The 25512-nt window shown below is 40.4% G+C and carries 32 protein-coding genes; 9 read left to right on the top strand and 23 right to left on the bottom strand.

What is annotated here, in order from left to right; translation table 11 throughout:
• Nucleotides 1-8: 8 nt before the first annotated feature.
• Nucleotides 9-329, bottom strand: coding sequence for a spore maturation protein CgeC (gene cgeC, locus NST57_RS10535; protein ID WP_142155310.1), 321 nt, complete (start codon nucleotides 327-329; stop codon nucleotides 9-11).
• 207 nt (nucleotides 330-536) lie between these two features.
• Between cgeC and NST57_RS10540 the strand changes: the two genes are divergently transcribed.
• Both NST57_RS10540 and NST57_RS10545 read left to right on the top strand, forming a co-directional pair.
• Nucleotides 537-938, top strand: a complete 402-nt coding sequence (locus NST57_RS10540) for a hypothetical protein (protein WP_142155311.1) — start codon at nucleotides 537-539, stop codon at nucleotides 936-938.
• Between the two features lie 183 nt (nucleotides 939-1121).
• On the top strand, nucleotides 1122-1916 hold the full coding sequence (locus tag NST57_RS10545; RefSeq protein WP_341298534.1) for a CgeB family protein: 795 nt from the start codon (nucleotides 1122-1124) through the stop codon (nucleotides 1914-1916).
• Nucleotides 1917-1944: 28 nt separating this feature from the next.
• Here NST57_RS10545 and NST57_RS10550 read toward each other — a convergent pair whose 3' ends face one another.
• Entirely contained in the window at nucleotides 1945-2667 is a 723-nt protein-coding gene (locus tag NST57_RS10550; protein WP_341298535.1) for an acylneuraminate cytidylyltransferase family protein, read from the bottom strand.
• Nucleotides 2668-2920: 253 nt separating this feature from the next.
• Here NST57_RS10550 and NST57_RS10555 point away from each other — a divergent pair, with 253 nt between their 5' ends.
• Complete coding sequence (locus tag NST57_RS10555) at nucleotides 2921-3949, top strand: SDR family NAD(P)-dependent oxidoreductase (protein WP_142155314.1); 1029 nt, start codon at nucleotides 2921-2923, stop codon at nucleotides 3947-3949.
• Between the two features lie 53 nt (nucleotides 3950-4002).
• On the opposite strand, the gene msrB is transcribed toward NST57_RS10555, so the two are convergent.
• Complete coding sequence (gene msrB, locus NST57_RS10560; RefSeq protein WP_007500777.1) at nucleotides 4003-4434, bottom strand: peptide-methionine (R)-S-oxide reductase MsrB; 432 nt, start codon at nucleotides 4432-4434, stop codon at nucleotides 4003-4005.
• Complete coding sequence (gene msrA / locus NST57_RS10565) at nucleotides 4434-4967, bottom strand: peptide-methionine (S)-S-oxide reductase MsrA (RefSeq protein ID WP_142155315.1); 534 nt, start codon at nucleotides 4965-4967, stop codon at nucleotides 4434-4436. The genes msrB and msrA overlap by 1 nt, the downstream gene beginning before the upstream one ends.
• 138 nt (nucleotides 4968-5105) lie before the next feature.
• Here msrA and NST57_RS10570 point away from each other — a divergent pair, with 138 nt between their 5' ends.
• From NST57_RS10570 to NST57_RS10580, 3 genes are all read left to right on the top strand, one after another.
• Nucleotides 5106-5537: a MarR family transcriptional regulator gene (locus NST57_RS10570; protein ID WP_142155316.1), complete on the top strand. Its 432-nt coding sequence runs from the start codon at nucleotides 5106-5108 to the stop codon at nucleotides 5535-5537.
• A 52-nt stretch (nucleotides 5538-5589) separates the two neighbouring features.
• Nucleotides 5590-5850, top strand: a complete 261-nt coding sequence (locus NST57_RS10575; RefSeq protein WP_008346413.1) for a hypothetical protein — start codon at nucleotides 5590-5592, stop codon at nucleotides 5848-5850.
• Nucleotides 5851-5967: 117 nt separating this feature from the next.
• Complete coding sequence (locus NST57_RS10580) at nucleotides 5968-6636, top strand: DUF4397 domain-containing protein (RefSeq protein ID WP_142155317.1); 669 nt, start codon at nucleotides 5968-5970, stop codon at nucleotides 6634-6636.
• 188 nt (nucleotides 6637-6824) lie between these two features.
• Here NST57_RS10580 and ypmT read toward each other — a convergent pair whose 3' ends face one another.
• The 7 genes from ypmT to ilvA all read right to left on the bottom strand — a co-directional run bounded on the left by ypmT (nucleotide 6825) and on the right by ilvA (nucleotide 11653).
• Nucleotides 6825-7022: a protein YpmT gene (ypmT, locus tag NST57_RS10585; protein ID WP_341298536.1), complete on the bottom strand. Its 198-nt coding sequence runs from the start codon at nucleotides 7020-7022 to the stop codon at nucleotides 6825-6827.
• 24 nt (nucleotides 7023-7046) lie between these two features.
• Entirely contained in the window at nucleotides 7047-7613 is a 567-nt protein-coding gene (locus NST57_RS10590; RefSeq protein WP_142155319.1) for a DUF2140 family protein, read from the bottom strand.
• Between the two features lie 9 nt (nucleotides 7614-7622).
• Nucleotides 7623-8384, bottom strand: a complete 762-nt coding sequence (locus NST57_RS10595) for an SGNH/GDSL hydrolase family protein (RefSeq protein ID WP_017359696.1) — start codon at nucleotides 8382-8384, stop codon at nucleotides 7623-7625.
• 69 nt (nucleotides 8385-8453) lie between these two features.
• Nucleotides 8454-9044: a cytochrome c oxidase assembly protein gene (locus NST57_RS10600; protein ID WP_007500791.1), complete on the bottom strand. Its 591-nt coding sequence runs from the start codon at nucleotides 9042-9044 to the stop codon at nucleotides 8454-8456.
• A gap of 22 nt (nucleotides 9045-9066) precedes the next feature.
• Nucleotides 9067-9909: a DegV family protein gene (locus tag NST57_RS10605; RefSeq protein ID WP_017359697.1), complete on the bottom strand. Its 843-nt coding sequence runs from the start codon at nucleotides 9907-9909 to the stop codon at nucleotides 9067-9069.
• A 187-nt stretch (nucleotides 9910-10096) separates the two neighbouring features.
• Entirely contained in the window at nucleotides 10097-10348 is a 252-nt protein-coding gene (locus NST57_RS10610) for a DUF2535 family protein (RefSeq protein WP_142155320.1), read from the bottom strand.
• A 36-nt stretch (nucleotides 10349-10384) separates the two neighbouring features.
• Nucleotides 10385-11653, bottom strand: a complete 1269-nt coding sequence (ilvA, locus tag NST57_RS10615) for a threonine ammonia-lyase IlvA (RefSeq protein ID WP_142155321.1) — start codon at nucleotides 11651-11653, stop codon at nucleotides 10385-10387.
• Between the two features lie 181 nt (nucleotides 11654-11834).
• On the opposite strand from ilvA, the gene NST57_RS10620 reads away from it, so the two are divergent.
• Nucleotides 11835-12803, top strand: coding sequence for a sigma 54-interacting transcriptional regulator (locus NST57_RS10620; protein ID WP_341298537.1), 969 nt, complete (start codon nucleotides 11835-11837; stop codon nucleotides 12801-12803).
• Nucleotides 12804-12816: 13 nt separating this feature from the next.
• Nucleotides 12817-13452, top strand: coding sequence for a PAQR family membrane homeostasis protein TrhA (trhA, locus tag NST57_RS10625; protein ID WP_142155323.1), 636 nt, complete (start codon nucleotides 12817-12819; stop codon nucleotides 13450-13452).
• A gap of 38 nt (nucleotides 13453-13490) precedes the next feature.
• Here the strand turns inward: trhA and NST57_RS10630 are convergent, their stop codons facing one another.
• From NST57_RS10630 to NST57_RS10685, 12 genes are all read right to left on the bottom strand, one after another.
• Nucleotides 13491-14114: a lysophospholipid acyltransferase family protein gene (locus tag NST57_RS10630; RefSeq protein ID WP_341298538.1), complete on the bottom strand. Its 624-nt coding sequence runs from the start codon at nucleotides 14112-14114 to the stop codon at nucleotides 13491-13493.
• 19 nt (nucleotides 14115-14133) lie between these two features.
• Nucleotides 14134-14622: a type 3 dihydrofolate reductase gene (folA, locus tag NST57_RS10635; protein WP_142155325.1), complete on the bottom strand. Its 489-nt coding sequence runs from the start codon at nucleotides 14620-14622 to the stop codon at nucleotides 14134-14136.
• On the bottom strand, nucleotides 14619-15413 hold the full coding sequence (locus NST57_RS10640; protein WP_008346390.1) for a thymidylate synthase: 795 nt from the start codon (nucleotides 15411-15413) through the stop codon (nucleotides 14619-14621). The genes folA and NST57_RS10640 overlap by 4 nt, the downstream gene beginning before the upstream one ends.
• A gap of 102 nt (nucleotides 15414-15515) precedes the next feature.
• On the bottom strand, nucleotides 15516-16043 hold the full coding sequence (locus tag NST57_RS10645; RefSeq protein ID WP_142155327.1) for a phosphatidylglycerophosphatase A family protein: 528 nt from the start codon (nucleotides 16041-16043) through the stop codon (nucleotides 15516-15518).
• 18 nt (nucleotides 16044-16061) lie between these two features.
• Complete coding sequence (locus tag NST57_RS10650) at nucleotides 16062-16679, bottom strand: YpjP family protein (protein ID WP_007500816.1); 618 nt, start codon at nucleotides 16677-16679, stop codon at nucleotides 16062-16064.
• A 266-nt stretch (nucleotides 16680-16945) separates the two neighbouring features.
• The gene (locus NST57_RS10655) at nucleotides 16946-17743 is read right to left on the bottom strand and encodes a class I SAM-dependent methyltransferase (RefSeq protein WP_341298539.1); all 798 of its coding nucleotides are present in this window, start codon (nucleotides 17741-17743) and stop codon (nucleotides 16946-16948) included.
• 66 nt (nucleotides 17744-17809) lie between these two features.
• Complete coding sequence (locus tag NST57_RS10660; RefSeq protein ID WP_017359703.1) at nucleotides 17810-18244, bottom strand: BrxA/BrxB family bacilliredoxin; 435 nt, start codon at nucleotides 18242-18244, stop codon at nucleotides 17810-17812.
• A gap of 81 nt (nucleotides 18245-18325) precedes the next feature.
• Nucleotides 18326-20002 carry a dihydroxy-acid dehydratase gene (ilvD, locus tag NST57_RS10665; RefSeq protein ID WP_034319100.1) on the bottom strand — a complete coding sequence of 559 codons (1677 nt, stop codon included), beginning with the start codon at nucleotides 20000-20002 and terminating at the stop codon, nucleotides 18326-18328.
• Nucleotides 20003-20312: 310 nt separating this feature from the next.
• Nucleotides 20313-21452, bottom strand: coding sequence for a virulence factor (locus NST57_RS10670; RefSeq protein WP_142155329.1), 1140 nt, complete (start codon nucleotides 21450-21452; stop codon nucleotides 20313-20315).
• 30 nt (nucleotides 21453-21482) lie between these two features.
• Nucleotides 21483-22106, bottom strand: a complete 624-nt coding sequence (locus NST57_RS10675; protein ID WP_142155330.1) for an HD domain-containing protein — start codon at nucleotides 22104-22106, stop codon at nucleotides 21483-21485.
• 2 nt (nucleotides 22107-22108) lie between these two features.
• On the bottom strand, nucleotides 22109-22591 hold the full coding sequence (locus NST57_RS10680) for a glutathione peroxidase (RefSeq protein ID WP_007500827.1): 483 nt from the start codon (nucleotides 22589-22591) through the stop codon (nucleotides 22109-22111).
• A 74-nt stretch (nucleotides 22592-22665) separates the two neighbouring features.
• On the bottom strand, nucleotides 22666-24348 hold the full coding sequence (locus NST57_RS10685; protein ID WP_341298540.1) for a formate--tetrahydrofolate ligase: 1683 nt from the start codon (nucleotides 24346-24348) through the stop codon (nucleotides 22666-22668).
• 138 nt (nucleotides 24349-24486) lie between these two features.
• Here NST57_RS10685 and metA point away from each other — a divergent pair, with 138 nt between their 5' ends.
• On the top strand, nucleotides 24487-25395 hold the full coding sequence (metA, locus tag NST57_RS10690) for a homoserine O-acetyltransferase MetA (RefSeq protein ID WP_341298541.1): 909 nt from the start codon (nucleotides 24487-24489) through the stop codon (nucleotides 25393-25395).
• Nucleotides 25396-25512 lie beyond the last annotated feature (117 nt).

Consider the following 25512-nt stretch of genomic DNA (forward strand, 5'->3'; position numbering starts at 1 on the left):
TAAATAGATTAAAAAGCCCCCCAGCTGACAATGTTCACATAAGGAACACTTACTCTTAGCTGATTTGTCGCATTTTTAAAGACTGCTACTGAGTCAAACAATTGTACGACAACCACATTTTGCAGCACATCTCCATTGACTAAATGAACACGCGGTAGCGGAATCCCGAGCTCAAGCCATGGGCGCAGCAATTCTTTAATCTCTGACGCACTCCCTTCCTCACTTTCCCCTAAAAGATGAAGAAGAAGTATGATCAACACAACTTCAAGTATTCCTTCTGTTTCTAGTAATTCTTCGTTCCAGCCATTTAATAGTTGTTCAAATTCCATTCAGATTCCCTCTTTCTTCTCGTTTAATCTTTACTAGAGTATGAGGTTCACCTCATTTAGCATCAGCATTTGAAAACATTTTTCAAAAATGTGTGAAGTCATTAAATGAAAAAAAAACAAGGAATGAGCATTCAGCTTATACCAAAAAAAGAGAACGGCATATACATAGTGGTGTGTTTGAATGGATGAAGAAAGGATGGGGAAAACATGAGCGAAAAGCGTGCCGAATTAAAAAAAGAGCTATTAAAGCTGTTTTTCAAACCGCTTAGTCATGCGTTAACAGTTAATCTCGAAGAAGGAGGAGTTCAAGTGGAAGAAAAATTGAACGATTTATTTAGTGAGGTGGCAGCTGAAGCATCACCTTCAGATTCTGCTACAACACTCGACGTATCTCAACCAGCAAGATGGATTTTTGCAAGACTTACACCTGGAACAGTCATTAGCATTGTCATGGACTCAGGTGACTTAATCGGACCCGTTCAATTCGTATCATTCGATGCTTCAACAGGTGTTGTTTTCGTCTCACAAGAAAGCTCTGTGACACCTACGGGCTCTGCAACGACTCTATTAGATGTAGATAAAGTAGAAAGTGTTACGTTCACATCTTAATGTGAGAGGGCCATCATGAAGCTTCTTTATATCAGCTCTGGCTACGGTGGAATCTATCGGATGTTCGATCAATGGTTAGAAGATAGCTTCATTGATTCCCCCTTTTCATGCGTCAAGATGGAAAGGGAAACTCTCCCCGCTCATATGCACAAAATCCGGACATTTTCTCCGGATTTTGTTTTCATGATGATCGGTGATCATATTCCAACAGAACTGCTTCATCAATTCAAACAAGAAAAGATCCCTGTTGTACTATGGATGACAGAAGACCCTTTTTATATAGATGTGTCAGCTGCATGTGCAAATGATGCACAGCTGATCTTAACGATTGACGAAGGTGCTTTGTCATTTTACAAACAACTAGGCGCTCATCACACGCACTACTTTCCCATTCCGACCAATACACACGTATTTCAGAAAAAAGAATCACCACATGAGTCGTGCATCTATGACATTGCACTCATTGGCTACCCTTATCCAAACCGCATCAAAGCCATCGATACACTCTTACATCAAAACAAATGGCGCATTCTCGTAGCAGGAAAAGAGTGGCATCGCGTGTTGAATAAATCACGCAGACGATATCGTGATCTCTCACTGATGACCCACTGGCTGAGTCCCGAGCAGATGGCAGACATCTATCAAACATCAGCCATTGTTCTGAATCCGCACAGGCCCGCGCAATTTGCCTATAATCAAAACAAAGCCAATGTTCAAAATATGAGTCTCAACAACAGAGCATTTGATATCGCTGCAAGCGGAGGCTTTCAGTTGACAGATCTACAACCGTCACAGGCATTTTCAAGCTTCGCTTTTTACACACATGAAAACGATTTGATTGAGCAGGTCGAGCACTATGTAACAAACCCTCAGCAAAGACAATCGGTTGCAGAGAACAATTACGAGCAAGTCGTTCGCTGGAACACATTTGATACGCTGCCATACAGACTTTATGAAATAGTCAAAAGCGCCCTATGACCGGGCGCTTTTTCTAATTGACATCATCTTATACCGTTCCTTCTGCATCTTGTCGAGCCAATAAAATCTTCTCTGCCTTTTTCCGATCTTCCTCACTTTTCACAACAAGCGATTGCGCATGATCCATCATATATGCACCAACAGATCCTTCTAAAAAGGAATGAATGCATTCTTTTGCATATGGAACATGAAACGCATAGACAGCTCCATTTAAACGCCCATACGTATAAGGGTGCTCCTGAGTTGGTACAAAAAAATAATGATTGTCCTTATACAGACTGGCTTCATTGGTGTCATGAAGTGTCCAAGTTTCATTTGGATTTTCTAACGCCTCTGTAAAAGACGCCGCACAATCATATCCTCCTTCTACTAGAAGCTGCAAGCAGTTCTCAATATCTGCCGTCTGCCTTAGTGGTGATGATGGATGCAAATATAAAACAATATCAAATGTCTTTCCCTCTCGTTCTAAATAAGCAAGCGTATGCTTCACAGCTACTAAAGAAGGTGTTTGTTCCGTCACATGTGTGCTTGGCAGTTCAATCACATTTGCTCCATAGTGGGACGAAATGATTTGAGTATTCACATCCTCTGAAGATACGATGACTTCATCTAATTCAATCATTTGTAATAATGGCTGAATGGTCCAATAGATCAGCGGCCGCTCCGCCAATACGCGAATGTGTTCAGCATGATGCCCTTGCTTGCTGCTAAAAGCTGGTATCATCGCTAAAATACGATTTCCCCTATACATGTATGATCTTCTCCCCTCGCGCAGCTCAGTATCAGTGAATAAATTCTGAGAGCTGAACTGATCGCCGTACTGAAGTCTTCAGGTGCCTCACTATTCTACTTAATCTTCTATCTCTACATATTCTATTAAATCGTCAAGCAGATGGTTATAATTGGTTCACCTAATTTATGCATGAAGTGGTTCTTTTCCTCAAACGTCTTCCACTCTTTCACATATGATGCAAAGTAGAGAATTGAGAGTTGGGGGATTAAATATGTCCAAACAAATAGAAACGAGTTTGAAGACCTTTTTTCGTGACAAAATCATCTTGGTCATAGGCGGTACGGGTTCGATCGGCCGGCAGATTGTGAAAAAATTAACAGCCTGCTCTCCTAAAAAGGTCATTGTCTTCAGTAAAGATGACAGTAAACAATACATGATGAAAAATGAATATGCGGGAAATCCAGAGGTCGTATTTGCACTTGGAGATGTGAGGGATGCAAGCCGCGTAAGGCAGCTTGTCAAAGGGGTAGATATCATCTTCCATGCAGCTGCACTCAAACAAGTACCCACCTGCGAAGATAATCCGTTTGAAGCTGTCCAAACCAATATCATCGGCGGACAGCATGTCATTGAAGCAGCACTTGAACACGAAGTCAGTCATGTTGTCAACATTTCAACCGACAAAGCGGTTTCTCCGACAAATGCAATGGGAGCTACAAAATTAATTTCAGAAAAATTGTTTTTTCAAGCGAATGAAAGTATTTCAAATCAGAAAACGAGGTTTTGCTCTGTCCGGTTTGGCAATGTGCTTGGATCAAGAGGTTCCGTCATCCCCATCATGCTTCAACAGTTGTTAAATGAACAACCTCTAACTGTAACTGATCCTAATATGACACGCTTTTTTATGTCTATCGAAGAAGCTGTATTCCTCACGCTTGAAGCAGCTATCATGATGAAAGGCGGCGAAACTTTCATTCTCAAGATGGAGTCATTACAGCTCGCAGATCTATTGAAAGCATTTCATGAATATGCCGGTCAGATCAACGTTCCTTCTCCTGATATTCTCGTTGTCGGCAAAAGACCTGGAGAAAAGCTTCACGAGGAACTCACATTCCCTCACGAGGCAGATGCACTGTTTGAACATGAACAATTTTATGCCATTTTACCAAGACCACATCTTCACCCTCATTTTCAAAAAGTCCATTTGACCCATTACACATCAAACGAAGCACCGCTCATTACAAAAGAGAAGCTGTTTCACATCATTGAACAATTACATCATACACACCATAAAAAATAAAAAAATCGTCACACGGAAGCAGCTGACTTCCATGTGACGATTTTTAAAATCAATTATTGAAAGATGTGTTTCAAATGGCCATAGCCTTCTTTTTCAAGATCATCCTTCGGGATAAACTTTAAAGCGGCTGAATTAATACAATATCGAAGACCGTTTGGCCCTGGGCCGTCAGGGAATACATGACCAAGGTGAGAGTCGGCCGTCTTACTGCGAACTTCTGTCCGCACCATTCCATGGCTCGTATCTACTTTCTCTTCTACCTCTTGATCTTCAATCGGTTTTGTAAAACTTGGCCAGCCGCAATGGGCATCAAATTTATCTAAAGAAGAAAACAATGGTTTGCCTGAAATGATATCTACATAAATGCCCTCTTCCTTATGATCCCAAAATTCATTTTGAAATGGCGGCTCAGTGCCATTATTTTGCGTCACTTCGTACTGCATTCGGTTTAACTCTTTGATGCGCTGCTCTTTTTCGTTAGCCATTATTGATCACTCCAATGAGACTTAATAAAACCTGCTCTGCCCGAACCGACATGGTATCGTTCGTAGTGCATTTTGTTCTTTTTATAATAATGCTGATGATATTCCTCAGCAGGATAAAAAGGACCCGCCTCTAAAATTTCTGTCACGATTGGCTTTTGGAAAATTCCACTTTGGCTCAGCTGCTCTTTTGATGTTTCTGCAAGCTGCCTTTGTTTTTCATTGTGGACATAAATACCTGTACGGTAGGACTCTCCTCTATCACCGAATTGTCCTCCATCATCTGTTGGGTCTATTTGCTGCCAGTATAGTTCTAATAGCTTCTCATACGGAAAAACGTCTGGATCAAACGTAATTTGAACGGCTTCTCTATGGCCTGTCGTATTTGTACATACTTCCTCATAGGTTGGATTCACTGTATGTCCGCCAGTATACCCTGATTCAACTTTGATAATGCCGGGCTGTTCATCAAAAGGTTTAACCATACACCAGAAACAGCCTCCAGCAAATGTGGCTAATTCTTGTTTTTCAGACATATTAGTGCCCCCTTCATTTAAAAAATGGTATCATCATATTATAACATGATAAAAAATAATGAAAATGATACGACTTGTATACCTAAAAACAAAAGAAAGCGTTCTGTCGTATCTTAAAATATAATGGGGGTTTAATGATTGGAACAAAGAAAACAAATGATGTATGAAATGGATACTTTACTGAGAACCGTATTTAAGCAAATACGTTATGAAATTAACAGCCTGCTTGAAAACGAATTATCTCGGAATGAATTTCTCATTTTAAATCTGCTGCGTGAACAAGGTGCAAAAAAAGTAACGGAATTCGCCTCAATTCTCGGTGTATCAGCAAGCCATATTACAGCTGTAACCGACACACTTGTAGAAAAAGGCTGGATCACTCGTATCCGTTCAAAAGAGGATCGCCGCATCATCAAAATCCACTTAACCGATAAGGGTAAGGAAATTACTGAGCATTTTGAGAAAAAGAAAACAGAATACTTCATGGAACGATTTGAATCATTTGATGATCAAGAACTTAAAACAATGATCAAATTGTTTAAAAAGCTGGATAAAAATCAAAAGGATTAAGCATAGAATTTAGCGAGGAGGACATGCTACGGATAAAAAGGTGGAATAAACCATGACAAGTCCATATCTTTGTCCGAACTGCAAAACCAACAGAACGCGTTTTAACCTCATCGAGCAGCATTCAGAACCTGTGAAACTTGATCCAGCTACTGGAGCTATTGTCGAAACATACGAAGGGGATCAGCTTTCTCCTTTTCACATGAACTATCAAGGGCCGAAAATCAAAGTCCAGTGCGGCGTTTGCGGATTAATTGAGGATGAAAAAACGTTCATTAAGCTGGCTGAATATCATCAATATTCATCTCCTTCTTAATACGAGGGCCTGACGCTTTTTGTCAGGCTTTTTTCTATGTTTCTTTTGCCTATACAGATCGCCTTTTTCTTGCATACGCTACAAAAAACACATTGTAGAGAAAGAAGGGATGAAGACTTGCAGCAGCTCTACGAAATGCCTCACTTTCTATATCGTCCGTTAGCTACCTCCCCCCCATACCATCCGAGAAACACCATTTCCAAAGCCGTTATTCGATTATTTCACGCCGCACCGGATTTAAATGAGCTTGCTGTATTTGTGAATCAGCATCCAATCCAAAAAAAGCTGCCATACGGTCAGCTGTCTGCTTATATGGAATGGGATGAGGGGGTTTATGAAATAGAAGTATTCAAGCTGTCTACAAAAGAAAGAATTCTTTCTTCTCGTATGATGATTAATGGAAACGAGACTTACACGCTATGTATCACAGGAGCTCATACAGGCTTTGCGCTGCTCACAGAAAAGCAAGACTCGCTGATTAAGCAAGAAGAGCTATCAGCACTCACGTTTATCCAGTTGTCACCAGACCTCCCTTTCATTGATATATATGAGCGAGATCAAGGCATGTTATCAAAGGAACTCGGATATGTGAACGGCACCCAAACCCACCACTTCTCTCCTAATAAGTATCACTTTGAATTAAAAGCTGCCGGTACTCAAAGTGTACTGCTAGATATTCCGAAAGTTCACCTGCAAACAAAGCGGGCCTATCTTATTTTACTTCATGGATTTGCAAACGGAGAACCAGAGCTTATGGCAAAAGTCGTCTTGTCTCACCAAATGTAAAAAGAGCCTTTCCAAATGGAAAAGGCTCTCAGCGTGTAGACAAACCTTCGCATTCGGTGTCAGTCCTGCGTGCCGGTGCTCACGAATGTAAAATTCGCTCCGCTCCGGTACTCGTCCTTCCTAGAATGCAAAGATTTTCAATCACGCTGAAAAGAAGACAAATAGCCTTTCCAAATGGAAAAGGCTATTTACGAGACATCTTCAGCTTTTTCTTGTTTTTGAAAATCAAAAGCAAGAATCATGGTACCTAAAAATAATGCACAATAGGCGATATTTAAGTAAAACTGGTCGATATTTTCTGCTTTTAAATGAGAGGCAGCTGTCATGCCAAAGTATGTAGCAAATAAGAGCGACAGTAAACTAAAATATTGATAGACTCGCTTCATAGTTTCACTCCTGACTTACACGTTCTATTGCTTTGGATGATAATATGAGAATTCAATTTCATCATTCTCAAGGTCAATTTTGTTCGCTTTGACATACATATCATTCGTCAGCGGCATTTCTGAAAGGCGCACTTCCACCGTTTTTTGGTCTGGTTTCACATGAACGAAATCAGGCAGTTCATAGAATTGACCCATGTAGCTTAAAACAAAACTGATTGGGATGCTTAATTGTCCAATTGAAAAGTCATCTACTTTCAGCAGAACATCCCCGTTATCTTCAACAGTTGGTGTAAATGATACATTTGCATTAATTGTTGAAGAAAAAGCTTTGATTGCACCTGTTACTTTCACATCTTGGTCAATCGCAACATGAAAGTCGGGCATATCGCTTGATCCTTGGTTTTTCAAATAATCATTGACAAAGCTGGTGAGCGATTCTTTTGAACTAGAAATGTTAAAAGCATACTCGCTTTTCACTTCGTTTTTTGAAGCGGATTGATCGCTCGGCAGAAGCATAAAAATACCGCACACAAGAACAATCAATAGATTAATTGACAGTAAAATAAAAAATAAACTCTTCCATTTTTTCATCTTTTCACCCTATTCCTTCGGCAGTCCTTCTTTTTTCACTTCTGAGAATAAACGATTTGCCATAAGAGAGTACCCCTTTTGGTTTGGGTGGAAATCATCATCTGCCAGTAATTTTTCATCTTTATCATCTTCAAATAAATCTGCTACATCGATCATATCAGCATTGCCGTCTTTTTTTAGTTCTTTTTCGGCAGCAGCATTCCAGTCTTTGACGACCTCATCAATATCTCTCAGCTCAGATAAGCTGAACTTAAAAGGATTGTACATACTGACATACATGATCTTTGCATGGTCATTATGCTCTCTTAATTGAGCAAGAATGGTCTTAAAACGCTCTTCAAAAGGACCTTGCTCTTTTTGAAAAGGAGCAAATGTCAAGTTGAGCACATTTTGACGGACGACATGCATTAAGTCATTTCCGCCGATCGTAAAGAAAATATAATCAGCGTCTTTCAGTCCATCCTGCACTTTTTTTTCTTTTAATCTTTTTAATAAATCTACCGTTCTACTGCCTTTAATGGCATAGTTTTTTAATGTAACAGACTGTACACCGTCCACCGCTTCTATCTTGTCACGGGTGATGCCGGCATACCCTTTTTTATTTTGATCTCCGATTCCTTCTGTTAAGGAATCTCCAACCGCTGCGATCGTAATATGTTCTTTTACGTTTTGTGTGTCTTCTAGTTTATCCTTTATGCCAGCCTCTTGCGCGGAACATGCAGAAAGAACAAAAGCTAGAGACATCACAATCAAAATCAAACGAGCCTTCAAACGATGATGTCCCTCCTTTTTCTGATTAAAAAAGTGTATCATGTTTTCGCTCATTTGAACATCCTTATGCTAGCTTCGATTCAGTGTTTTGATGTCCTTGATGATTTCATCATATGGCGTATTTTGAACACCATCATAGTTTTTCATCACTTTTCCTTCTTGATCAACGAGGAAAAACAGAGATTGATGTATCACTTGGTCTTCGTCTTCAGGTTTTTTCACAATCGTCTTAAAGCTTTTCATTGCAAATTTTTCAATCGCTGACTGCGAGTAACCAGTGAGAAAATCCCAATTTTTAAAGGATAATGGATATGCTTTTGCAAATTCCTTTAGCTTTTTCGGTGAGTCCACCTCTGGGTCGACGCTAAATGAAATGATGTGCGCATCCAATTTTTCTTCTTTTAACCGTTTTTGCAGCTCTGTCATATGTGCCGTCATCGGCGGGCAAATCGTTTCACAGCTTGTGAAAATAAAATCTGCCACCCAGACTTTCCCCTTTAAATCGTCGAGCGACACCTTTTGACCATCCTGGTTTTGATATTCAAACGGCTGGATTTGATAATTTAATGCATCCTTGATTTGTCCATTTGAACATGAGACTAAAAGAAGCACGCTTATAATCGTAAGCGCACCAAATAAGGCTCCCCTTTTTGTATACATGACAAAAACATCCCCTTTTCAATCAATCGGTATAAAAAGTAAAGCCTATAGCGCCCTTACCCGTATGACAGGAAATAATCGGTGTTGTATAAGCGATGTCAACTAGTGCATCTGGTGTGTGATCAAGCAGTGCTGCTTTAAGCTTTTCTGCAAGTTCTAATGCATCTGCATGTGCAATCCCAATGGCCTGAACGGTTTTCCCTTTCACCGCCTGTACATACTGTTTTGTCAAATAGCGGACAAGAGCGGAGTAACTTCTCACATTCGCTTCTGGTGTGTATATTCCGTCTGTTAAGCTGGCAATTGGTTTAATATGAAGAAGTGAACCGATCAGCGCCTTCCCTCTTCCAATTCGTCCACCTTTCACGAGATTTTCTAATGTATCGATTGTGACAAATAGCTTTGTTTTAAGACGAATTTTGTCCATTTCTTTGAGGATGTCATCACGGCTTGCACCTTTTTTTGCAAGCTCTGCTGCTTTGGTGACTTGAAACCCTAAACCATAGGAAATAAAATTTGAATCGATGACAGTGATATTTCCGTCTACCATTTTAGAAGCGCTTTCAGCAGTTTGAACCGTACCACTCATCCCACCAGTTAAATGGATACTAATGACTTCGCTTCCATCTGCCGTCAGTTTTTCATATAACTCAACGAATTGACCGATCGCAGGTTGAGACGTTTTCGGCAGTTCCTCAGCGGCCTCCATTTTTTCAATAAATTCATCTGGCTGTATGTTCACTCGGTCAATATAATCAACCCCAGAAATGGAGATATTAAGCGGAATAACATGAATGGAAAGATCATTGATTTTTTCTTGCGGAAGGTCCACAGTTGAATCTGTTACAATTTTAATTTGTTTCACTATCGTCTCATCCTTGCTGTCTTAGTCTTTACATATGATATTACCTTATTTCGTGCATACTTGAAAACAACTGTCAGAACGTTTTTGAATTTGTCACATTTTCTTCTTTTCATGTAAAAAATCCTTGCCAAGATGAGTAGCCGCCATTTCAAAATGGCCGCTCACTCTCCTTGACAAAGATTCCAATTTACGCATTGTGTTTTAGTGTAGGCTCTTGATAGATCTGTTCATATGTGCTCCACTTGACGTTACGTTTCACATCCTCCCTGAAAGAGTACACATGTCTCTTTCCTTTAGATACATAGACTTTTTTCAAGAAAGCTTCAAGTCTAAAGGTGAGCATGAAACAGTGAGGCTCATCTCCCTTTAAAACAGGAACTTCTGTTACCTTGATCTGAGCTCCATCCATCCGTCTAAAACATATTGTTTTGAGCAACACAAATGATCAATCCTCTTTTCCAATTATCTGTTAAGCCTAAATAAATAGGTGGAATAAATCTTGATCTTTATTCACTTCAACATAGTGGAAGCCTTTTTTATTCATTCGGTCAATCAGCGCTGCATAGTCATCTCTTTCTTTCAATTCGATACCAACAAGCGCAGGTCCTTTGCTTCGATTATTCTTTTTCGTATATTCAAAACGTGAGATATCATCATTTGGCCCTAACACTTCATCTAAAAATTCTCTGAGAGCACCTGCTCTTTGCGGAAAATTAACGATGAAATAATGCTGGAGACCCTCGTAAATCATGGAGCGTTCCTTGATTTCTTGCATCCGGCCAATGTCATTATTGCCTCCGCTGACAATACAAACGACATTTTTCCCTTTAATCTCCTCACGATGTGCATCTAAAGCCGCAATCGGTAAAGCACCCGCTGGCTCAGCTACAATTGCGCATTGATTATACAGCTCTAAAATGGTTGTACATACTTTTCCTTCTGGTACAAGACTAATTTTATCGACAACGGACTGAAGCGACGTAAACGTCTTTTCACCAATCCGCTGAACCGCTGCTCCATCTACAAATTTATCAATTGAATCAAGTGTGACAACCTCCCCTTTCTCATGGGAAGCATGAAGTGAGGCGGCTCCAAGCGGCTCGACTGCAATAATTTCCGTTTCTGGTGCAATATTTTTGATATACGTGCCAACACCAGATAACAAACCTCCGCCCCCGACACTTGCAAATAAAAAGTGAGGCTCCACTTCGATATCATTTAATATTTCTACAGCAGTTGTTCCTTGTCCTGCCATGACATCTAAATCATCAAATGGATGGATAAATTCCCGCTTTTCTTTATCTCCGCATTTGACTGCTTCGTGATATGAATCATCAAAGGTATCTCCGGTTAAGATAATGTCAACATATTCTTTTCCGAAAAGCTCCACTTGAGATACTTTTTGCCTTGGCGTGGTAGCAGGCATAAAGATTTTCCCGTGGATACCCAAATATTTGCAAGAATAGGCAACGCCTTGTGCGTGATTTCCTGCACTGGCACAGACAATGCCGTTTTCTAGTTTTTCTTTTGGCAGCTGGCTCATTTTATTAAAAGCGCCTCTTAATTTAAAAGAACGAACTACTTGCAGGTCCTCTCTTTTTAAGTAGACATTACATTCATATCGATCAGAAAGTCGCTCATTTTTTTGAAGTGGTGTATGAATCACAACATCCTTCAAATTTTGATGGGCTTTTAAGATGTCTTTCACTTGAATTAGCGTGTTTTCTTTGAGCAACGGTTTCATGTACAAGATCCTTTCTCTTTAACCTTATTTAATTTGTCATTATAACATGAATATTCAAAAAATAAACCAATAGATCATGGATCGGATATAAATTTCATGAACTTTTTCGTTTTTCTATACATTTGTTCCAATTGGGTGTTATAATAAAACCAATTAGAACCATAAAGAAAGGAATCACTCGATGACCACACATCCGTTTGCTTCTATATATGGAGAACACCAAGATATAAAACACGCCATTCATTTGGCAAAACAATTCACGAAAAACAATCAGCCTGTGTTGATCACAGGTGAAATCGGAACAGGTAAATCACGCTTTGCACAAGAAATGGCCAATACATTTGCTTCGCAGGCTTCCATGAAACATATATACTGCCCCATTGTAGATGAAGTGACTTTGCAGGAAGCATTCACTCATGCGGCAAATCATGTGCTTTATTTAGACGAAGTCAGCGCATTGAGTATTCCTATGCAGCATCAGGTCATTCGTTTTCTCGAAGTTTCTCCTGCAACAAAAATCATTGCTTCTTCGTCTTTATCATTAGAGGCGATGAGCGTTTCATCCAATTTTTTACCTGAGCTGTTTTATCGGCTCAATGTGCTTCATCTTTCTCTCCCGCCTTTAGAAGATCGAAAAACAGATATTCCTATTTTAACCGCTGCTTTCTTTCAAGAACTGAACATGACACCTGACATTGATTCAAGTGTGTGGGAAGTCTTACAGCAATATTCGTTTGAAGGGAATGTCAAAGAGCTCAAAAATATCGTTCATTATGCAGCTGCGATCCTCGAAGGGCAAACGGTTTTCTTGCATCACTTGCCACCTTTTGTATTATTACCTCAACAAACAGCTGGTAAAGGAAAAAAAGAAGAACACCAGCTTACGCTTATGGAGAAACAAGAATTTGTTTTCTTACTCGAAGCCATTAAGTCTCTAAATGAAAAAGGAGAAGCAGCCAGCAGACGTATCTTGTCTGAGTTAAGCAAACAAGGCGACATCCCGCTGACCCCTCAACAAGTCAGGAGTCGATTAGATGATCTTGAGAAAAAAGCCTATGTGACGAAAGGGAAAGGCAGAGCTGGAACGAAGATTACACTTGAAGGTCTCTCATTTCTGAAGTCGCTTGATGGTTATATACCGGTTCAATAAAGGAGGACATCCATTGTTTACTGTAAAAGAAGAAATTGCCAACGCGATTACACATGGCATTGGCGTCATTTTATCCATTCCCGCCATTGTTTTTCTCGTTTTATTCGCTGTTCAATACGGCACTGTCACTGACATTATTAGCTTTTCGATATTTGGCGCGTCGATGCTGCTGCTTTATTTAAGCTCTACTTTGCTTCATAGCATTCGGCACAAAAAAACAAAAGATGTATTTGAAATCCTTGACCACTCTGCGATTTATGTATTGATTGCTGGTACATATACGCCATTTTTGCTTGGCCCATTAAAAGGCGCACTTGGCTATACTCTTCTTGCAATCGTATGGGCGCTTGCTGCAGGCGGTATCGTTTTTAAAATCTTTTTCGTCAAACGGTTTATCATTGTATCCACCCTTGTTTATTTATTGATGGGCTGGATGATTATCATCGCAATTAAACCTCTGTACATTCAATTAACAGGAGCTGGATTCAGCCTCTTACTATTAGGCGGTATTTTGTATTCAGTCGGAACGATCTTTTATATTTGGCGGAAAATTCCCTATCACCATGCGATTTGGCACAGCTTTGTTCTCGGCGGAAGTGCATCCATGTTTTTCTGTATTCTATTTTATTGTGTCAACATCCCATCATGATCAAAAAACCAGCATCCACATTCGGATGCTGGTTTTTTCTATGCACGCTTTTGTGCGTAATCACTCATCTTGACCGGTGCTTTTATATGGATATCGACATTAACTGGACGAAGTCTTTTGATGATCTTCCCTGTTAAAAGGCGGTCTGTGCCGCTTGTTTCAACCGGAACAAGTGGGCAGTTACACTCTTCAGCAAGCGTTTCTGCCATGACACGATATTGTTCAGAAAGCAACAGACTCTGGCCAGATAGAACTCTTTCTCTTGCTTCTTCTAACAACGCCTCATCAGATTGATTCTGCTTGATCACCGCCATCTTCTTCAACCATTGTTTTAAGATGGGATAGCGAAACAGATGCGGTTTTGCCATAAAAGCAAATGGCTTCTCTAAGTGACCAATCAGCAATGTCGTCGTCACTGGATGATGTGCTTCTGTGACATAAATAACAGCGCCATCTGGCAGCTTTTTTTGCTGATGAATGGTCATGACGGATCCTGATTGATCAATACATCCTCTGGCAAACCTTTTTGCATGCTCATGAATGAAATGCATTCGTTTCGTATAGGAAATGCGTGGATCTGTTAATTCATGATCGTACAAATGCCTTATACTTTTAAAAAAAGATACAACAACATAAATCGTTAAAAACCAATAACGAAACAACCGTACTCCTCCTACTCACTTATCCTTCTGTTCTGTCATAGACGACAAATTCATAATTGTAGGGGTTCTTTTCGTCACGATGGCCTTTTTCACGTGATACAACGGTCCAATCATCTTCATCGTAATAAGGGAAGAAACGGTCGCCTTCAAATGAATGATGAATATGCGTGATATATAAGCGATCTGCGTATGGCATCATTTCCTCATACAACTTAGACCCGCCAATGATCAATAATTCTTCCTCAGTCTTCGCAATGGTTAAAATATCATCGATTGAATGGACCACCTCGCATCCTTCAGCTTGAAAAGAAGAACTTGTGGTCAACACGATATTCCGCCGGTTAGGCAGCGCTCGTCCAATTGATTCAAACGTTTTTCTGCCCATGACAATGGTATGGCCACTTGTGACTTTTTTAAAATACGCTAAATCAGCGGGTAAATGCCAAGGCATTTGATTATCTTTGCCAATAACTCTGTCTTTTCCTGTCGCCACTATCATGGAAATCATACACTGACTTCTCCTTTAATATGCGGATGTGGATCATAGTTCTCGAGTACAAAATCATCAAACGTAAAATCAAAAATACTTTTGACATCTCTAGTGATGCGAAGCTGCGGAAGTGTACGCTCCTCACGCTCTAACTGCATTTTGACCTGCGGAAGATGATTTTGGTAAATATGAGCATCTCCTAGCGTATGAATAAACTCTCCTGGCTCAAGGTTTGTCACTTTGGCAATCATCATCGTTAGAAGTGCATACGAAGCAATATTAAAAGGCACACCTAAAAAGATATCTGCCGAACGTTGATAGAGCTGGCACGATAATTTACCGTTTGATACGTAAAATTGAAACAAGCAATGACAAGGAGGCAGCGCCATCTGATCAATCTCTCCTGGATTCCACGCACTGACAATCAATCTTCTCGAATTAGGATGATTCTCAATATCATGGATCAGTCTGCTGATCTGATCTACTGTCTCTCCGTCTCCACTCGCCCATGATCTCCACTGCGCTCCATACACACGCCCTAGCTCTCCATTTTCATCTGCCCATTCATTCCAAATACGGACACCATTTTCTTGAAGATATTTGACATTTGTATCACCTTTTAAAAACCACAGTAACTCATGAATGATTGATTTCAGGTGTAATTTCTTTGTTGTTAATAAAGGAAACCCCTCCTGTAAATCAAATCTCATTTGGTAACCGAACGTGCTGATAGTGCCTGTTCCTGTTCTGTCACCTTTTTCATCCCCGTGCTGTAATACATGACGGCATAACTCTTTGTATTGTTTCATTTTTTTCATCCTTTATTTATGTTCTTGTTGTAGTTTACCTTATTTCTGCTTTTGTTGAAACCAAAAAACATGTCTGCATGATGAGCAGACATGTTTTTCTTTTTATGCTTGATTCACTCGATCCTGCTCTTCGTCCTTAATATCTTGGTGAGAGTGAGCAATGCGGCTTGCTGCTGCTGCGGCAAGCGCAGCGACAAGGTCATCAAGGAAGGTGTGCACTTCACCAGGACGACCTTCATCTAATTCTCTAATAATACCAAATTTCTCTTTGTCTAAATAACCGAAGTTGGTCAAACCGATTGATCCATATACATTGACAATGGAAAGCGGAATAATCTCATCAATTCCATATAGCGGTTCATCTGTTTCAACTAAATGCTGCAAAGGTTCTGGCAAAAGCTTTTTTTCTGCCAGCTGATCAAGAGCAAGTCCTGTCAAGACTGCGTGGACAATTTCCCTTTTATTCAGCACTTTTTCAACATTTTCAATGCAGACACTAAGTGGAAGATTTGGGTTGTATTTTTCTTGGAGTTTCAGCACAATGTGTGCAATATCTTCTATTTTCACTCCGCGATCGTTTAACATCTGTTTTGTAATGCGAACCATTTCGTTCATTGTATACTTTTTCAATTGGCATGACATCTCCTTCTAGTGGCTCATCCAGCTCGGCGGGGTGTTTTTATCCCAGTAAATATTACCGAGTTCATGATGCGTCTGGAATCCATCTTCTGCTGTATGGTAGTGAAAGTTAAACCAATATCCGCTGTGAGGCGGCTGATCTCTCCTGACATGAAAACGAAGCAAATCTTCTCCAGTCTTTCTATTATAAATGTGGAAGATTTTTTCCCCATTTCCGCTTGAAGGCTGATCAGTTAAAACAACATCTTGAAATTTTTCGTCATCTTTGAAATTTGTTAAAAAGTCTGTTAACACTTGTTCAATTTTTGGTTGAATCTCTTCTCTATACTCGTCCTCAATGACAGGTGTGATTTTACGACCAAATTTGAGAAAGGATTGGTTTTCTGCACTTGATAGAACCTCTTGCTTATATTGCTCAAAGGGGTCTACCCGCTCTTTGTTGTCTTCTTGCGATAGTTCCCAGCTGCGCGTATCATCTGATGTATCATAAACTGCTGTATAAGGTGCTTTATCAGATGAAGAAAGTTCAGATGGCTTGTCTGTCATCAAAGCCGATGGAGGAGAGATTAAACCAAATGTCGCAATCGTAAAGAGAGCAACAAGCGTTTTTCTCATCCACATTTTCATGATATCTAATTCCTTCCATAAGTTATCATACTGCTATTCTAGCATATAATGAATTTTCAGTCATTCAATTTGGTCATTGAGTTGAGACTTTCTTTTTCATGATAAAACGTTTACAATGACAGTAACGACGACTAAAATTTAGGAGGAATGGATATGCTTGAAGGGTTTTTCATCACAGCTTCCTTGCTGACGTTATTTTATTTTGTCTATATGGAGATCACCGATTAAAAGCCCTGAAATAGGGCTTTTTTTATTGTTAAGAGTGATTAAAGTCGTGTTGATTTGTCTTCTTCTATTGTGATATATCCGTAATGGAATTGGGCGGTTTTACGTTTCATCACCTGAAATTGATAGGAATCAGTGGTAAATCGTGTGCTTTTCCAATGATCTTTTAAAACCACTCTTTTTCTAGCCACTCTCATTGCTTCTTTCACAGCGGTTTCATGGTCAAAATAATGCTCAGCTGCATGACGAAGCGGCATCATACTAGCAGACTCTTGTATGGTTTCTTCAAACATTGGATCAAAATAGACAATATCATAGGATCGATCAGGGAGCTTCTTTAATTGCTCAATACTGTCCCCGCTGATGACAGATATCCGTTTCATCGCTTCGTCTGCCTCTATCACACCCGTTTCCCACGTACTGAGTCCTTCTCGAACAAGCAATGCCATCATCGGATTTTTTTCAATACCGGCCACTTTTCCATTGGCTCCTGTAGCGCAGCTTGCGGTAATCGCATCTGATCCTAACCCAAGCGTACAATCTAAAAAGGAATCGCCCGGCTTTAATTGCGCTGCTTCTATTAATGGATCTTTTTCACCACGAAGGACCCGCTTCACCCTAAACATCGCTGAGCTTGGATGGAAAAAGAACTTTTCACCATTTGACTGATACCATTCAAATCGTTCTTTCCCAACAACGAGTACATCCCCCCGCTTGATCGCAAGCTGTTTGACAGATTGTTTGCGCCGCTCGATATACTCACCATGCAAATCCTTTGCGAGGGCCTTTGCCGTTTCAATTGTTTGTTCATTTGCTCTAAAGCTTGTTGTAATGAGCATGTCGTTCCTCCATCATGATCAAGAAAAAATGCCCTGATTGGATCACAGGACATTTCAACACTTGTATTAGCAATGTTTTTCAAATGCAGATAAGACGTTCTTCATAATATCTTCCATTTCATGACCTTCAATTTCGTCACGCGGGATAAAATGGACGAGTTCATTTCCTTTTAAAAGTGCCATAGATGGAGAAGATGGCTCCTCACCTGTGAAGTATTCTCTCATTTTAGCCGTTGCTTCCCGGTCCTGACCAGCAAAGACCGTCACAATTCGATCTGGTGCTTTTTCTGCTTTCATGACAGCTTGAGTAGCAGCAGGGCGTGCTAAACCGGCAGCACATCCGCATACGGAATTGACGACAACAAATGTTGTTCCTTCTGCTTCCTGCATCGTTTTTTCTACTTCTTCTTCAGTCGTCAATTCTTGAAAACCTGCACTTGTCAGTTCTTGGCGCATTGGTACGACGAGCTGACGCATATATTCTTCATATGCCATTGACATAAAAAAGCCCCCTCTATAATCCTTATGTTGTGAATAAAGGATACTATAGAGAGAGCCAATTTTCAAATGTTCGATTTCAGATTAAATTTTCATGATTCCGCCTGTATTGGCTGATGTCACAAGTTTTGAGTATCTGGCAAGGTAACCTGTTTTTACTTTTGGCTCAAAGCCTTTCCAGTTTGCTTTTCTTCTTTCCCATTCTTCTTCCGGGACATCTACGCTTAAAATGCGTTTTTCGATATCGACAACGACATGATCACCATTTTCAACAAAGGCAAGCGGGCCGCCCTCTGCTGCCTCTGGAGAGACGTGTCCAATAGACAATCCGCGAGAAGCACCTGAGAATCGTCCGTCTGTAATTAAAGCAACCTTTGGACCAAGTCCCATTCCGACAATTTGTGAAGTTGGTGCAAGCATTTCAGGCATACCAGGACCGCCTTTAGGTCCTTCATAACGAATAATGACAACATGTCCTGCTTCTACTTTTCGATTAATGATCCCTTCAAGCGCTTCCTCTTGGGATTCAAATACGATCGCAGGTCCTTCATGACGCGTAATGCCGTCTTGTACACCGCCCGTTTTAATGATTGCTCCATCTGGCGCAAGATTTCCAAATAAAACAGCTAAGCCGCCCTTTTCAGTAAATGGCTTGTCAATTGGATAAATGACGTTATAATCTTTTACCTCATGCCCCGCGATGTTCTCGCCTAACGTTTTCGCCGTGACCGTCATGGTATCTAAATGAATAGCCCCTTCTTTTTTGGACAATTCATTTAGTGCAGCGGTCACTCCGCCAGCTTCATGTAAATCTTCAATATATACATCTGAAGCTGGAGCGAGTTTGGATAAATGCGGCACTCGTTCTGCTACTTCATTGATACGCTCAAGTGAATATTCAACGCCCGCTTCGTTTGCAATCGCCAATGTATGAAGAACTGTATTTGTTGAACCACCAAGTGCCATATCTAAAGCAAATGCGTTATCGATCGCTTTTTCAGTGACAATATCACGTGGTTTAATGTCTTTTTTGATCAGCTCCATCAATTGTTTTGCTGACTTCTTCGCAAATTCTCTTCGTTCTGGTGAAGTCGCCAGAATGGTTCCATTTCCAGGAAGAGCAATCCCAAGCGCCTCTGCTAGACAGTTCATTGAGTTTGCTGTAAACATACCAGAGCAAGATCCACATGTCGGACAGCCAAACTGTTCTAATTCATTTAATTCCTCTTCATTGATTTTCCCTGATTGGTATGCCCCTACGCCTTCAAAGACAGAAGAAAGCGAAATTTTTCTGCCATCACTTGTTCTCCCTGCTTCCATCGGTCCACCACTGACAAATACAGTTGGGATATTTACACGCATGGCAGCCATCATCATACCTGGCGTGATTTTATCACAGTTAGGAATACACACCATGCCATCAAACCAGTGTGCAGAGACCACGGTCTCTACTGAATCAGCAATGATTTCACGGCTTGGCAATGAATATCTCATCCCAATATGCCCCATCGCAATACCATCATCTACCCCGATTGTATTGAATTCAAATGGAACACCGCCAGCTTCACGAATGGCTTCTTTCACAATTTTTCCGAATTCCTGAAGATGGACATGCCCTGGGACAATATCAATATAGGAATTACATACGGCAATAAACGGTTTGCCAAAATCCTCATCTTTTACCCCAGCTGCTCTTAGTAAGCTTCGGTGAGGTGCTCTGTCAATTCCTTGTTTAATCATATTACTGCGAAGTTCTGCCATCTGTTTAAAAAGCCTCCTATACTACTAGTCTTGTTGACTGTATGATTTTGAGTTCATTTTATTTTACAAATTTTCTGTTTATTTAGCCACCTATAATAGATAGTGACTTATTTCTCTGCTGAAGCAAGTGCTCAGCAAGGATTGTGTTATAAAATCTGACCTCCAATATTCTATATTGGTACTACTATATAGAGTTTTTTCTCATATTTCAACAATATTCAAAATAATTTTTCTAAAAAAATTTTTCTGCCAATAAAAAAACCCTTTTCAGAAAACAAGCTGCCTTTTATTGGCAGCCCGCTTGTCTTTCTTATGATTCTGATGCATTTTTTCTACTTTCTGTCATTTGCTTCCACACAGAGCCTTTTGCTTCTTCTCCGTGCTCAATTCGTTCGATGGCCATCTTGACTTGAAGACTGACTTCAAATTCAGGGTCTTGCTCCGCTTCTTTTAAAGCTTCAAGTGCTGTTTCGTCACCTTCTTCATAAAGGAACATGGCCGCACGCCAGCGGACAAGCTTACTTGGGTCCTTTAGGGCTTCGATCATCACTTCAATCGCACTAGAATCACCAAGATCCGAAATACAATCTCCAGCAGTTCTTCTAACCGTCACTGTTTTATCTTCAAGCCCTTTATATAAAATAGGCAAAATGTCTGGATCTTCAATCATGCCGGCATTCACAACAGCCTGTCTGCGAATCGATGTTTTTGGATCCTCCATCGCTTTCATTAAAACAGGTATATCTTTTTTCTCCGGCTGCATTTGCTCTAAATGAGCAAAACGTTTCTTCCAATCTTCATCGCGCAGCATCTCTTCTGTCACATCATATGCTTTTCGGTTCACTTGTTTATCTACAGCCTCTTGACCTTCCTTCACTGCCTCTGTTAAACGGGATAAACGCTCGTCGTCATATGCAGCTTGCAGCTCTTCTGTGACTTCTTGACCGATATCAGCAAATTCTCCAAAACGTACGCCATGTTCTTTCCACACACGTTCAAATACAACATTATCTGAACTGCTTCTTAGCTTTAAAATCGCTGTCTGGAAACGTTCAGGCATTCCAAATCGTTCTTCTCTTTCACCGTCTGTCAGCTTCACCTGCATCGGAATCCCATTAAACATTTGAACAAACACTTTGACTTCTCCAAATGTGTCATCACCTGACTGCGATTCTCCCTGAAGACCTTCTGTTTCTTGTCCAAAGGCTTCTCTGACCTGCTGTAAAATACCCTGCCAGTCAAATTTCGCATTGCGCTCAACCGCTAAGAAATCAGCTACATGGTAAACACCTTTTACGCCTTCAATGGTTAAAATGCGCTTGATCATCTCTGGCGCTTCGTCTTTTTGATCTTTTTTGTAGTTGTTGCTTTTACCGCCTGCAAGCGCTTCTGTCAAAATGACTTTCATTGTATTCGGGCTTGGCGTTGGTTCTATGGCAGTTATTTTCATCTATACATCCTCCTTACACACATAAAGACCCTACTCATCTGTAAGGTCGCATTCTTCTTTCCATGTCTTGATAAATAGACACATAAACTCATGCCGCTCATGAGCCAGCTGCTTTCCAGCACGTGTGTTCATCAAGTCTTTTAATCGAAGCAGCTTTTCTTGCATATGCACAAGTACTGTGCTTTGGTGAGCACCTTCTGTATAGTGAGGCTCCCCTTTTGCACCTGCATATGTAAACACCCTTGCAATCCCAGTTGCTCCTATCGCATCCAGCCGATCTGCATCTTGAACAATGGCCCCTTCTAATGTCACTGGCTTATGCTGCATATGCCGGTGCCGAAAAGACATCGTTGTAATGATATCCATGATATAGCGAATATCTCGCGTGTCCACTTCCCACAAAAGGAGCTGCTGCTTGAGATCATGCGGTGAAAGCTTCCATTCACTAGACAGCTTCTCATCAATGACATCATGGACAATCGCCGCCATTTCAATGACAAAAAGCGACCCGCCCTCCTGTTGTGCAATATGGACGGCAAGCTGGCGCACACGATTGATATGAGCTTCGTCGTGTCCAGTCGGTTCATTCTTTAGCTGTTTTGAAACAAAGGAGGCAGCTGCCTCCAATTGTTCTTGCTGCTTGTTAGAATACATGTTTATTTCTCCAAAAGAGCGATAATGGAGCTTTCTAATTCTTTTGGTGGTGTTTTAGGAGAGAATCGTTCAGTCACTTCTCCGTTTTGGTCAACGATAAATTTTGTAAAATTCCATTTCACCGTTTTTGTACCAAGCACACCTTTCGCATGACTCGTTAAGTATTTGAAAAGCGGATGCGCATTGTCACCATTGACATCTACTTTTGCAAACATCGGGAAGGTCACACCATAGTTCAACGAACAGAATTCTTGAATTGCTTCTTCCCCTTCTGGCTCTTGATTCATAAATTGATTGCACGGAAATCCTAAAATTTCAAGGCCCTTTTCATGATATTGATCGTATAACTCTTGTAATTGTTTAAATTGAGGGGTCAGTCCACATTTGCTCGCTGTGTTAACGATGATCAGTACTTTCCCTTTGTAATCTGCCATTGATTTTTCCTGACCGTTAATGGTCTTGACCTGAATATCATAAATTGACATCTCATAGCCTCCTAGGATTCACTTTTCCCTATCGTAACATGCTTCTTTTAGAAAATCGCTTTTTATGCTTTCTGCTAAAAAAGTCCAGTCACACTGCCGTCTTCTAATAAATCCATCTCAAGTGCCGCAGGTTTTTTAGGGAGACCTGGCATGGTCAGAATGCTTCCCGTTAGTGCAACGATAAAACCTGCTCCTACAGATGGTTTTAACTCTCGAATCGTCACGGTAAAGCCTTTTGGTCTGCCGATTAAAGCCGGATCATCCGATAGTGAATATTGCGTTTTTGCCATACAAACCGGCAAATGGGCCCAGCCATTTTTCTCGATTGCAGCCAGCTGCTTTCTTGCTTTTGATGTAAGGTTGACGCCGTCTGCACCATAAACCACTTTGGCGACTTTTGACAACTTTTCTTCAATGGAATCTTGCTCCTCATATAAATAGGAGAAGCTGTTTTCATTCTTTTCAATGAGTGTCGTGAGCTCTTCGGCAAGTGCGATGCCGCCAGTTCCTCCTTCTTCCCATACATTGACAGCTTTGACTGGATGTCCATTCGTTTCGCACCAGTTTTCTATTGCTTGAATTTCTTCTTTTGTATCGGTAATAAAACGGTTCACCGCAACGATATATGGTAGACCGAAAGCTTGCACTGTTTCAATATGCTTCTCTAAATTATGTATACCTTTTAATACAGCCTGTGCATTTGCTTCCTTGAGCTCTGTTTTCTGCATTCCGCCATGCATTTTAAGCGCCCTGACAGTTGCTACAATGACAACAGCGCCTGGTTTAAAATCACCGGCTCTTGTTTTGATGTGAAGAAATTTTTCCGCGCCGAGGTCTGCACCAAATCCCGCTTCTGTTACGACGTAATCTGCTAGTTTCGCCGCCATTTTTGTGGCAATTAAACTATTGCATCCATGTGCAATATTGGCAAAAGGACCACCATGAACAAGGGCTGGAGTTCCTTCAATTGTTTGAACCAGGTTTGGTTTCAGCGCATCTTTTAAAAGCAAGGTTAATACGCCTTCGTATCCTAGATTTTCAACTGTGACCGGTTCACCTTCTTGGTTGTAAGCAACAACAATAGAAGAAAGACGTTTTTTTAGATCGTTTAAGTCATCTGCTAAACAGAGGATGGCCATCATTTCGGATGCAACCGTAATATCAAACCCATCTTCTCTAGGGTACCCATTTAATTGACCGCCAAGTCCTACGACCACTTGTCTTAAAGCACGGTCGTTTAAATCTAGCACTCGTTTCCATACAATTCGGCGTGCGTCGATCCCAAGTTCATTTCCGTGATGGATATGATTATCAATGAAAGCAGATAAAGCGTTATGTGCAGACGTAATCGCATGAAAATCCCCTGTGAAATGAAGATTGATTTCTTCCATAGGCAGCACCTGTGAATATCCGCCTCCAGCTGCACCGCCTTTAATACCCATTGTAGGCCCTAGTGAAGGTTCACGCATGGCAATGATCGTTTTTTTTCCAATTTTCTCGAAGGCTTGACCGAGGCCAACTGTTACGGTGGACTTCCCCTCACCTGCTGGCGTTGGGTTGATCGAAGTCACAAGAATCACATTTCCTTCTTTTTGTTCCTTTAAACGGTCAAAAATAGTCAAAGATATTTTCGCTTTTGTGAAACCATAGCATTCTAATTCTTCGTCATGTATTTGTAATTTTGCTGCGATGTCTTGAATCGGTCTCAGCTTTGCCTTTTGGGCAATGTCAATATCTGATAAATGCTTTGTGATCATGTTTAATGGCCTCCTTTTTTGACAGAAACAGCTTTCTTTTTTGCTCTATTTTTCATTGTAACATAATTGAAACATTGAAATATCGCCAGAAAGTTCCTATAATGAAGTGAAATTAGCTTTGATTCAGGGGGTGGCGAGTTGCCTATTAACATACCAGTTCATCTGCCGGCAAAACAAATACTAGAGAGCGAAAACATTTTCGTCATGGATGAGACAAGGGCATTCAAGCAAGATATCCGTCCTTTGAATATCGTGATCTTAAATTTAATGCCAAAAAAAATACAAACTGAAACGCAGCTGCTGAGAATGCTCGGGAATTCTCCTTTGCAAGTGTATTTTACATTTTTGATTCCAAGTACACATACACCGAAGAATACATCGAGAGAGCATCTAGATGAATTTTATACGACCTTTGACTCGATTCGCCATAAAAAATTTGATGGCATGATCATTACAGGTGCACCAATTGAGCATTTAGCTTTTGAAGAAGTTTCCTATTGGAAAGAACTGCAGGACATTTTGGACTGGAGTAAAACAAATGTGACGTCTACTCTCCATATATGCTGGGGGGCACAGGCAGGCCTATATCATCATTATGGCATTGAAAAAATCAAGCTTCCAGAGAAAAAATTCGGTGTCTTTGAGCATCTTGTCAAAGAGAAAAAAGAAAGATTAGTAAGAGGTTTTGATGAAGTATACTATGTCCCACATTCTAGGCATACAGATATTAATACAGAACAATTAAAAAACACGCCGAATCTAAAAGTATTGAGCATGTCTGAGGAAGCTGGTGTTTGTTTAGTTGTTTCAGATGATGATAAACAAGTATTTTTAACTGGACATCCTGAATACGATACAGATACATTGAAGCAGGAATATGAAAGAGATTTGTTGAAACATGATACAGTCCAAAAACCCGTCCACTATTTCATTGAAGATGGAGACACATTAATCCCAGTGAACCGCTGGAAAGCCCATGCTACTTTGCTGTTTATGAATTGGCTTAATTATTACGTTTATCAAGAAACACCATATGTGTGGGAATAAAATAGACTGTAGTCTGATGATAAATGCTTAAAATGTGTTAAAATACAAATGGCTCTGTCTTCCATTATCAATTTAGTCTGTTTGTTTTTTAAAATTAGTTTAATTCTTTCGTAACGA

Source organism: Bacillus sp. FSL M8-0077 (assembly GCF_038050255.1).
Taxonomy (GTDB): domain Bacteria; phylum Bacillota; class Bacilli; order Bacillales; family Bacillaceae; genus Bacillus; species Bacillus altitudinis.

Excerpts from the sequence above, each read along its gene's own strand:
- ypmT (WP_341298536.1), bottom strand. The coding sequence starts at position 7,022 with ATGAAGCGAGTCTATCAATATTTTAGTTTACTGTCGCTCTTATTTGCT.
- NST57_RS10675 (WP_142155330.1), bottom strand. The coding sequence starts at position 22,106 with ATGTATTCTAACAAGCAGCAAGAACAATTGGAGGCAGCTGCCTCCTTT.
- msrB (WP_007500777.1), bottom strand. The coding sequence starts at position 4,434 with ATGGCTAACGAAAAAGAGCAGCGCATCAAAGAGTTAAACCGAATGCAG.
- folA (WP_142155325.1), bottom strand. The coding sequence starts at position 14,622 with ATGATTTCCATGATAGTGGCGACAGGAAAAGACAGAGTTATTGGCAAA.
- NST57_RS10620 (WP_341298537.1), top strand. The coding sequence starts at position 11,835 with ATGACCACACATCCGTTTGCTTCTATATATGGAGAACACCAAGATATA.
- NST57_RS10650 (WP_007500816.1), bottom strand. The coding sequence starts at position 16,679 with ATGAAAATGTGGATGAGAAAAACGCTTGTTGCTCTCTTTACGATTGCG.
- NST57_RS10670 (WP_142155329.1), bottom strand. The coding sequence starts at position 21,452 with ATGAAAATAACTGCCATAGAACCAACGCCAAGCCCGAATACAATGAAA.
- NST57_RS10600 (WP_007500791.1), bottom strand. The coding sequence starts at position 9,044 with ATGTATACAAAAAGGGGAGCCTTATTTGGTGCGCTTACGATTATAAGC.
- NST57_RS10680 (WP_007500827.1), bottom strand. The coding sequence starts at position 22,591 with ATGTCAATTTATGATATTCAGGTCAAGACCATTAACGGTCAGGAAAAA.
- NST57_RS10555 (WP_142155314.1), top strand. The coding sequence starts at position 2,921 with ATGTCCAAACAAATAGAAACGAGTTTGAAGACCTTTTTTCGTGACAAA.
- NST57_RS10660 (WP_017359703.1), bottom strand. The coding sequence starts at position 18,244 with ATGTCAATGGCATATGAAGAATATATGCGTCAGCTCGTCGTACCAATG.
- ilvD (WP_034319100.1), bottom strand. The coding sequence starts at position 20,002 with ATGGCAGAACTTCGCAGTAATATGATTAAACAAGGAATTGACAGAGCA.
- NST57_RS10575 (WP_008346413.1), top strand. The coding sequence starts at position 5,590 with ATGACAAGTCCATATCTTTGTCCGAACTGCAAAACCAACAGAACGCGT.
- NST57_RS10685 (WP_341298540.1), bottom strand. The coding sequence starts at position 24,348 with ATGATCACAAAGCATTTATCAGATATTGACATTGCCCAAAAGGCAAAG.
- NST57_RS10540 (WP_142155311.1), top strand. The coding sequence starts at position 537 with ATGAGCGAAAAGCGTGCCGAATTAAAAAAAGAGCTATTAAAGCTGTTT.
- cgeC (WP_142155310.1), bottom strand. The coding sequence starts at position 329 with ATGGAATTTGAACAACTATTAAATGGCTGGAACGAAGAATTACTAGAA.
- msrA (WP_142155315.1), bottom strand. The coding sequence starts at position 4,967 with ATGTCTGAAAAACAAGAATTAGCCACATTTGCTGGAGGCTGTTTCTGG.
- NST57_RS10590 (WP_142155319.1), bottom strand. The coding sequence starts at position 7,613 with ATGAAAAAATGGAAGAGTTTATTTTTTATTTTACTGTCAATTAATCTA.
- NST57_RS10545 (WP_341298534.1), top strand. The coding sequence starts at position 1,122 with ATGATGATCGGTGATCATATTCCAACAGAACTGCTTCATCAATTCAAA.
- NST57_RS10640 (WP_008346390.1), bottom strand. The coding sequence starts at position 15,413 with ATGAAACAATACAAAGAGTTATGCCGTCATGTATTACAGCACGGGGAT.
- NST57_RS10655 (WP_341298539.1), bottom strand. The coding sequence starts at position 17,743 with ATGCTCATTACAACAAGCTTTAGAGCAAATGAACAAACAATTGAAACG.
- NST57_RS10550 (WP_341298535.1), bottom strand. The coding sequence starts at position 2,667 with ATGTATAGGGGAAATCGTATTTTAGCGATGATACCAGCTTTTAGCAGC.
- ilvA (WP_142155321.1), bottom strand. The coding sequence starts at position 11,653 with ATGAAACCGTTGCTCAAAGAAAACACGCTAATTCAAGTGAAAGACATC.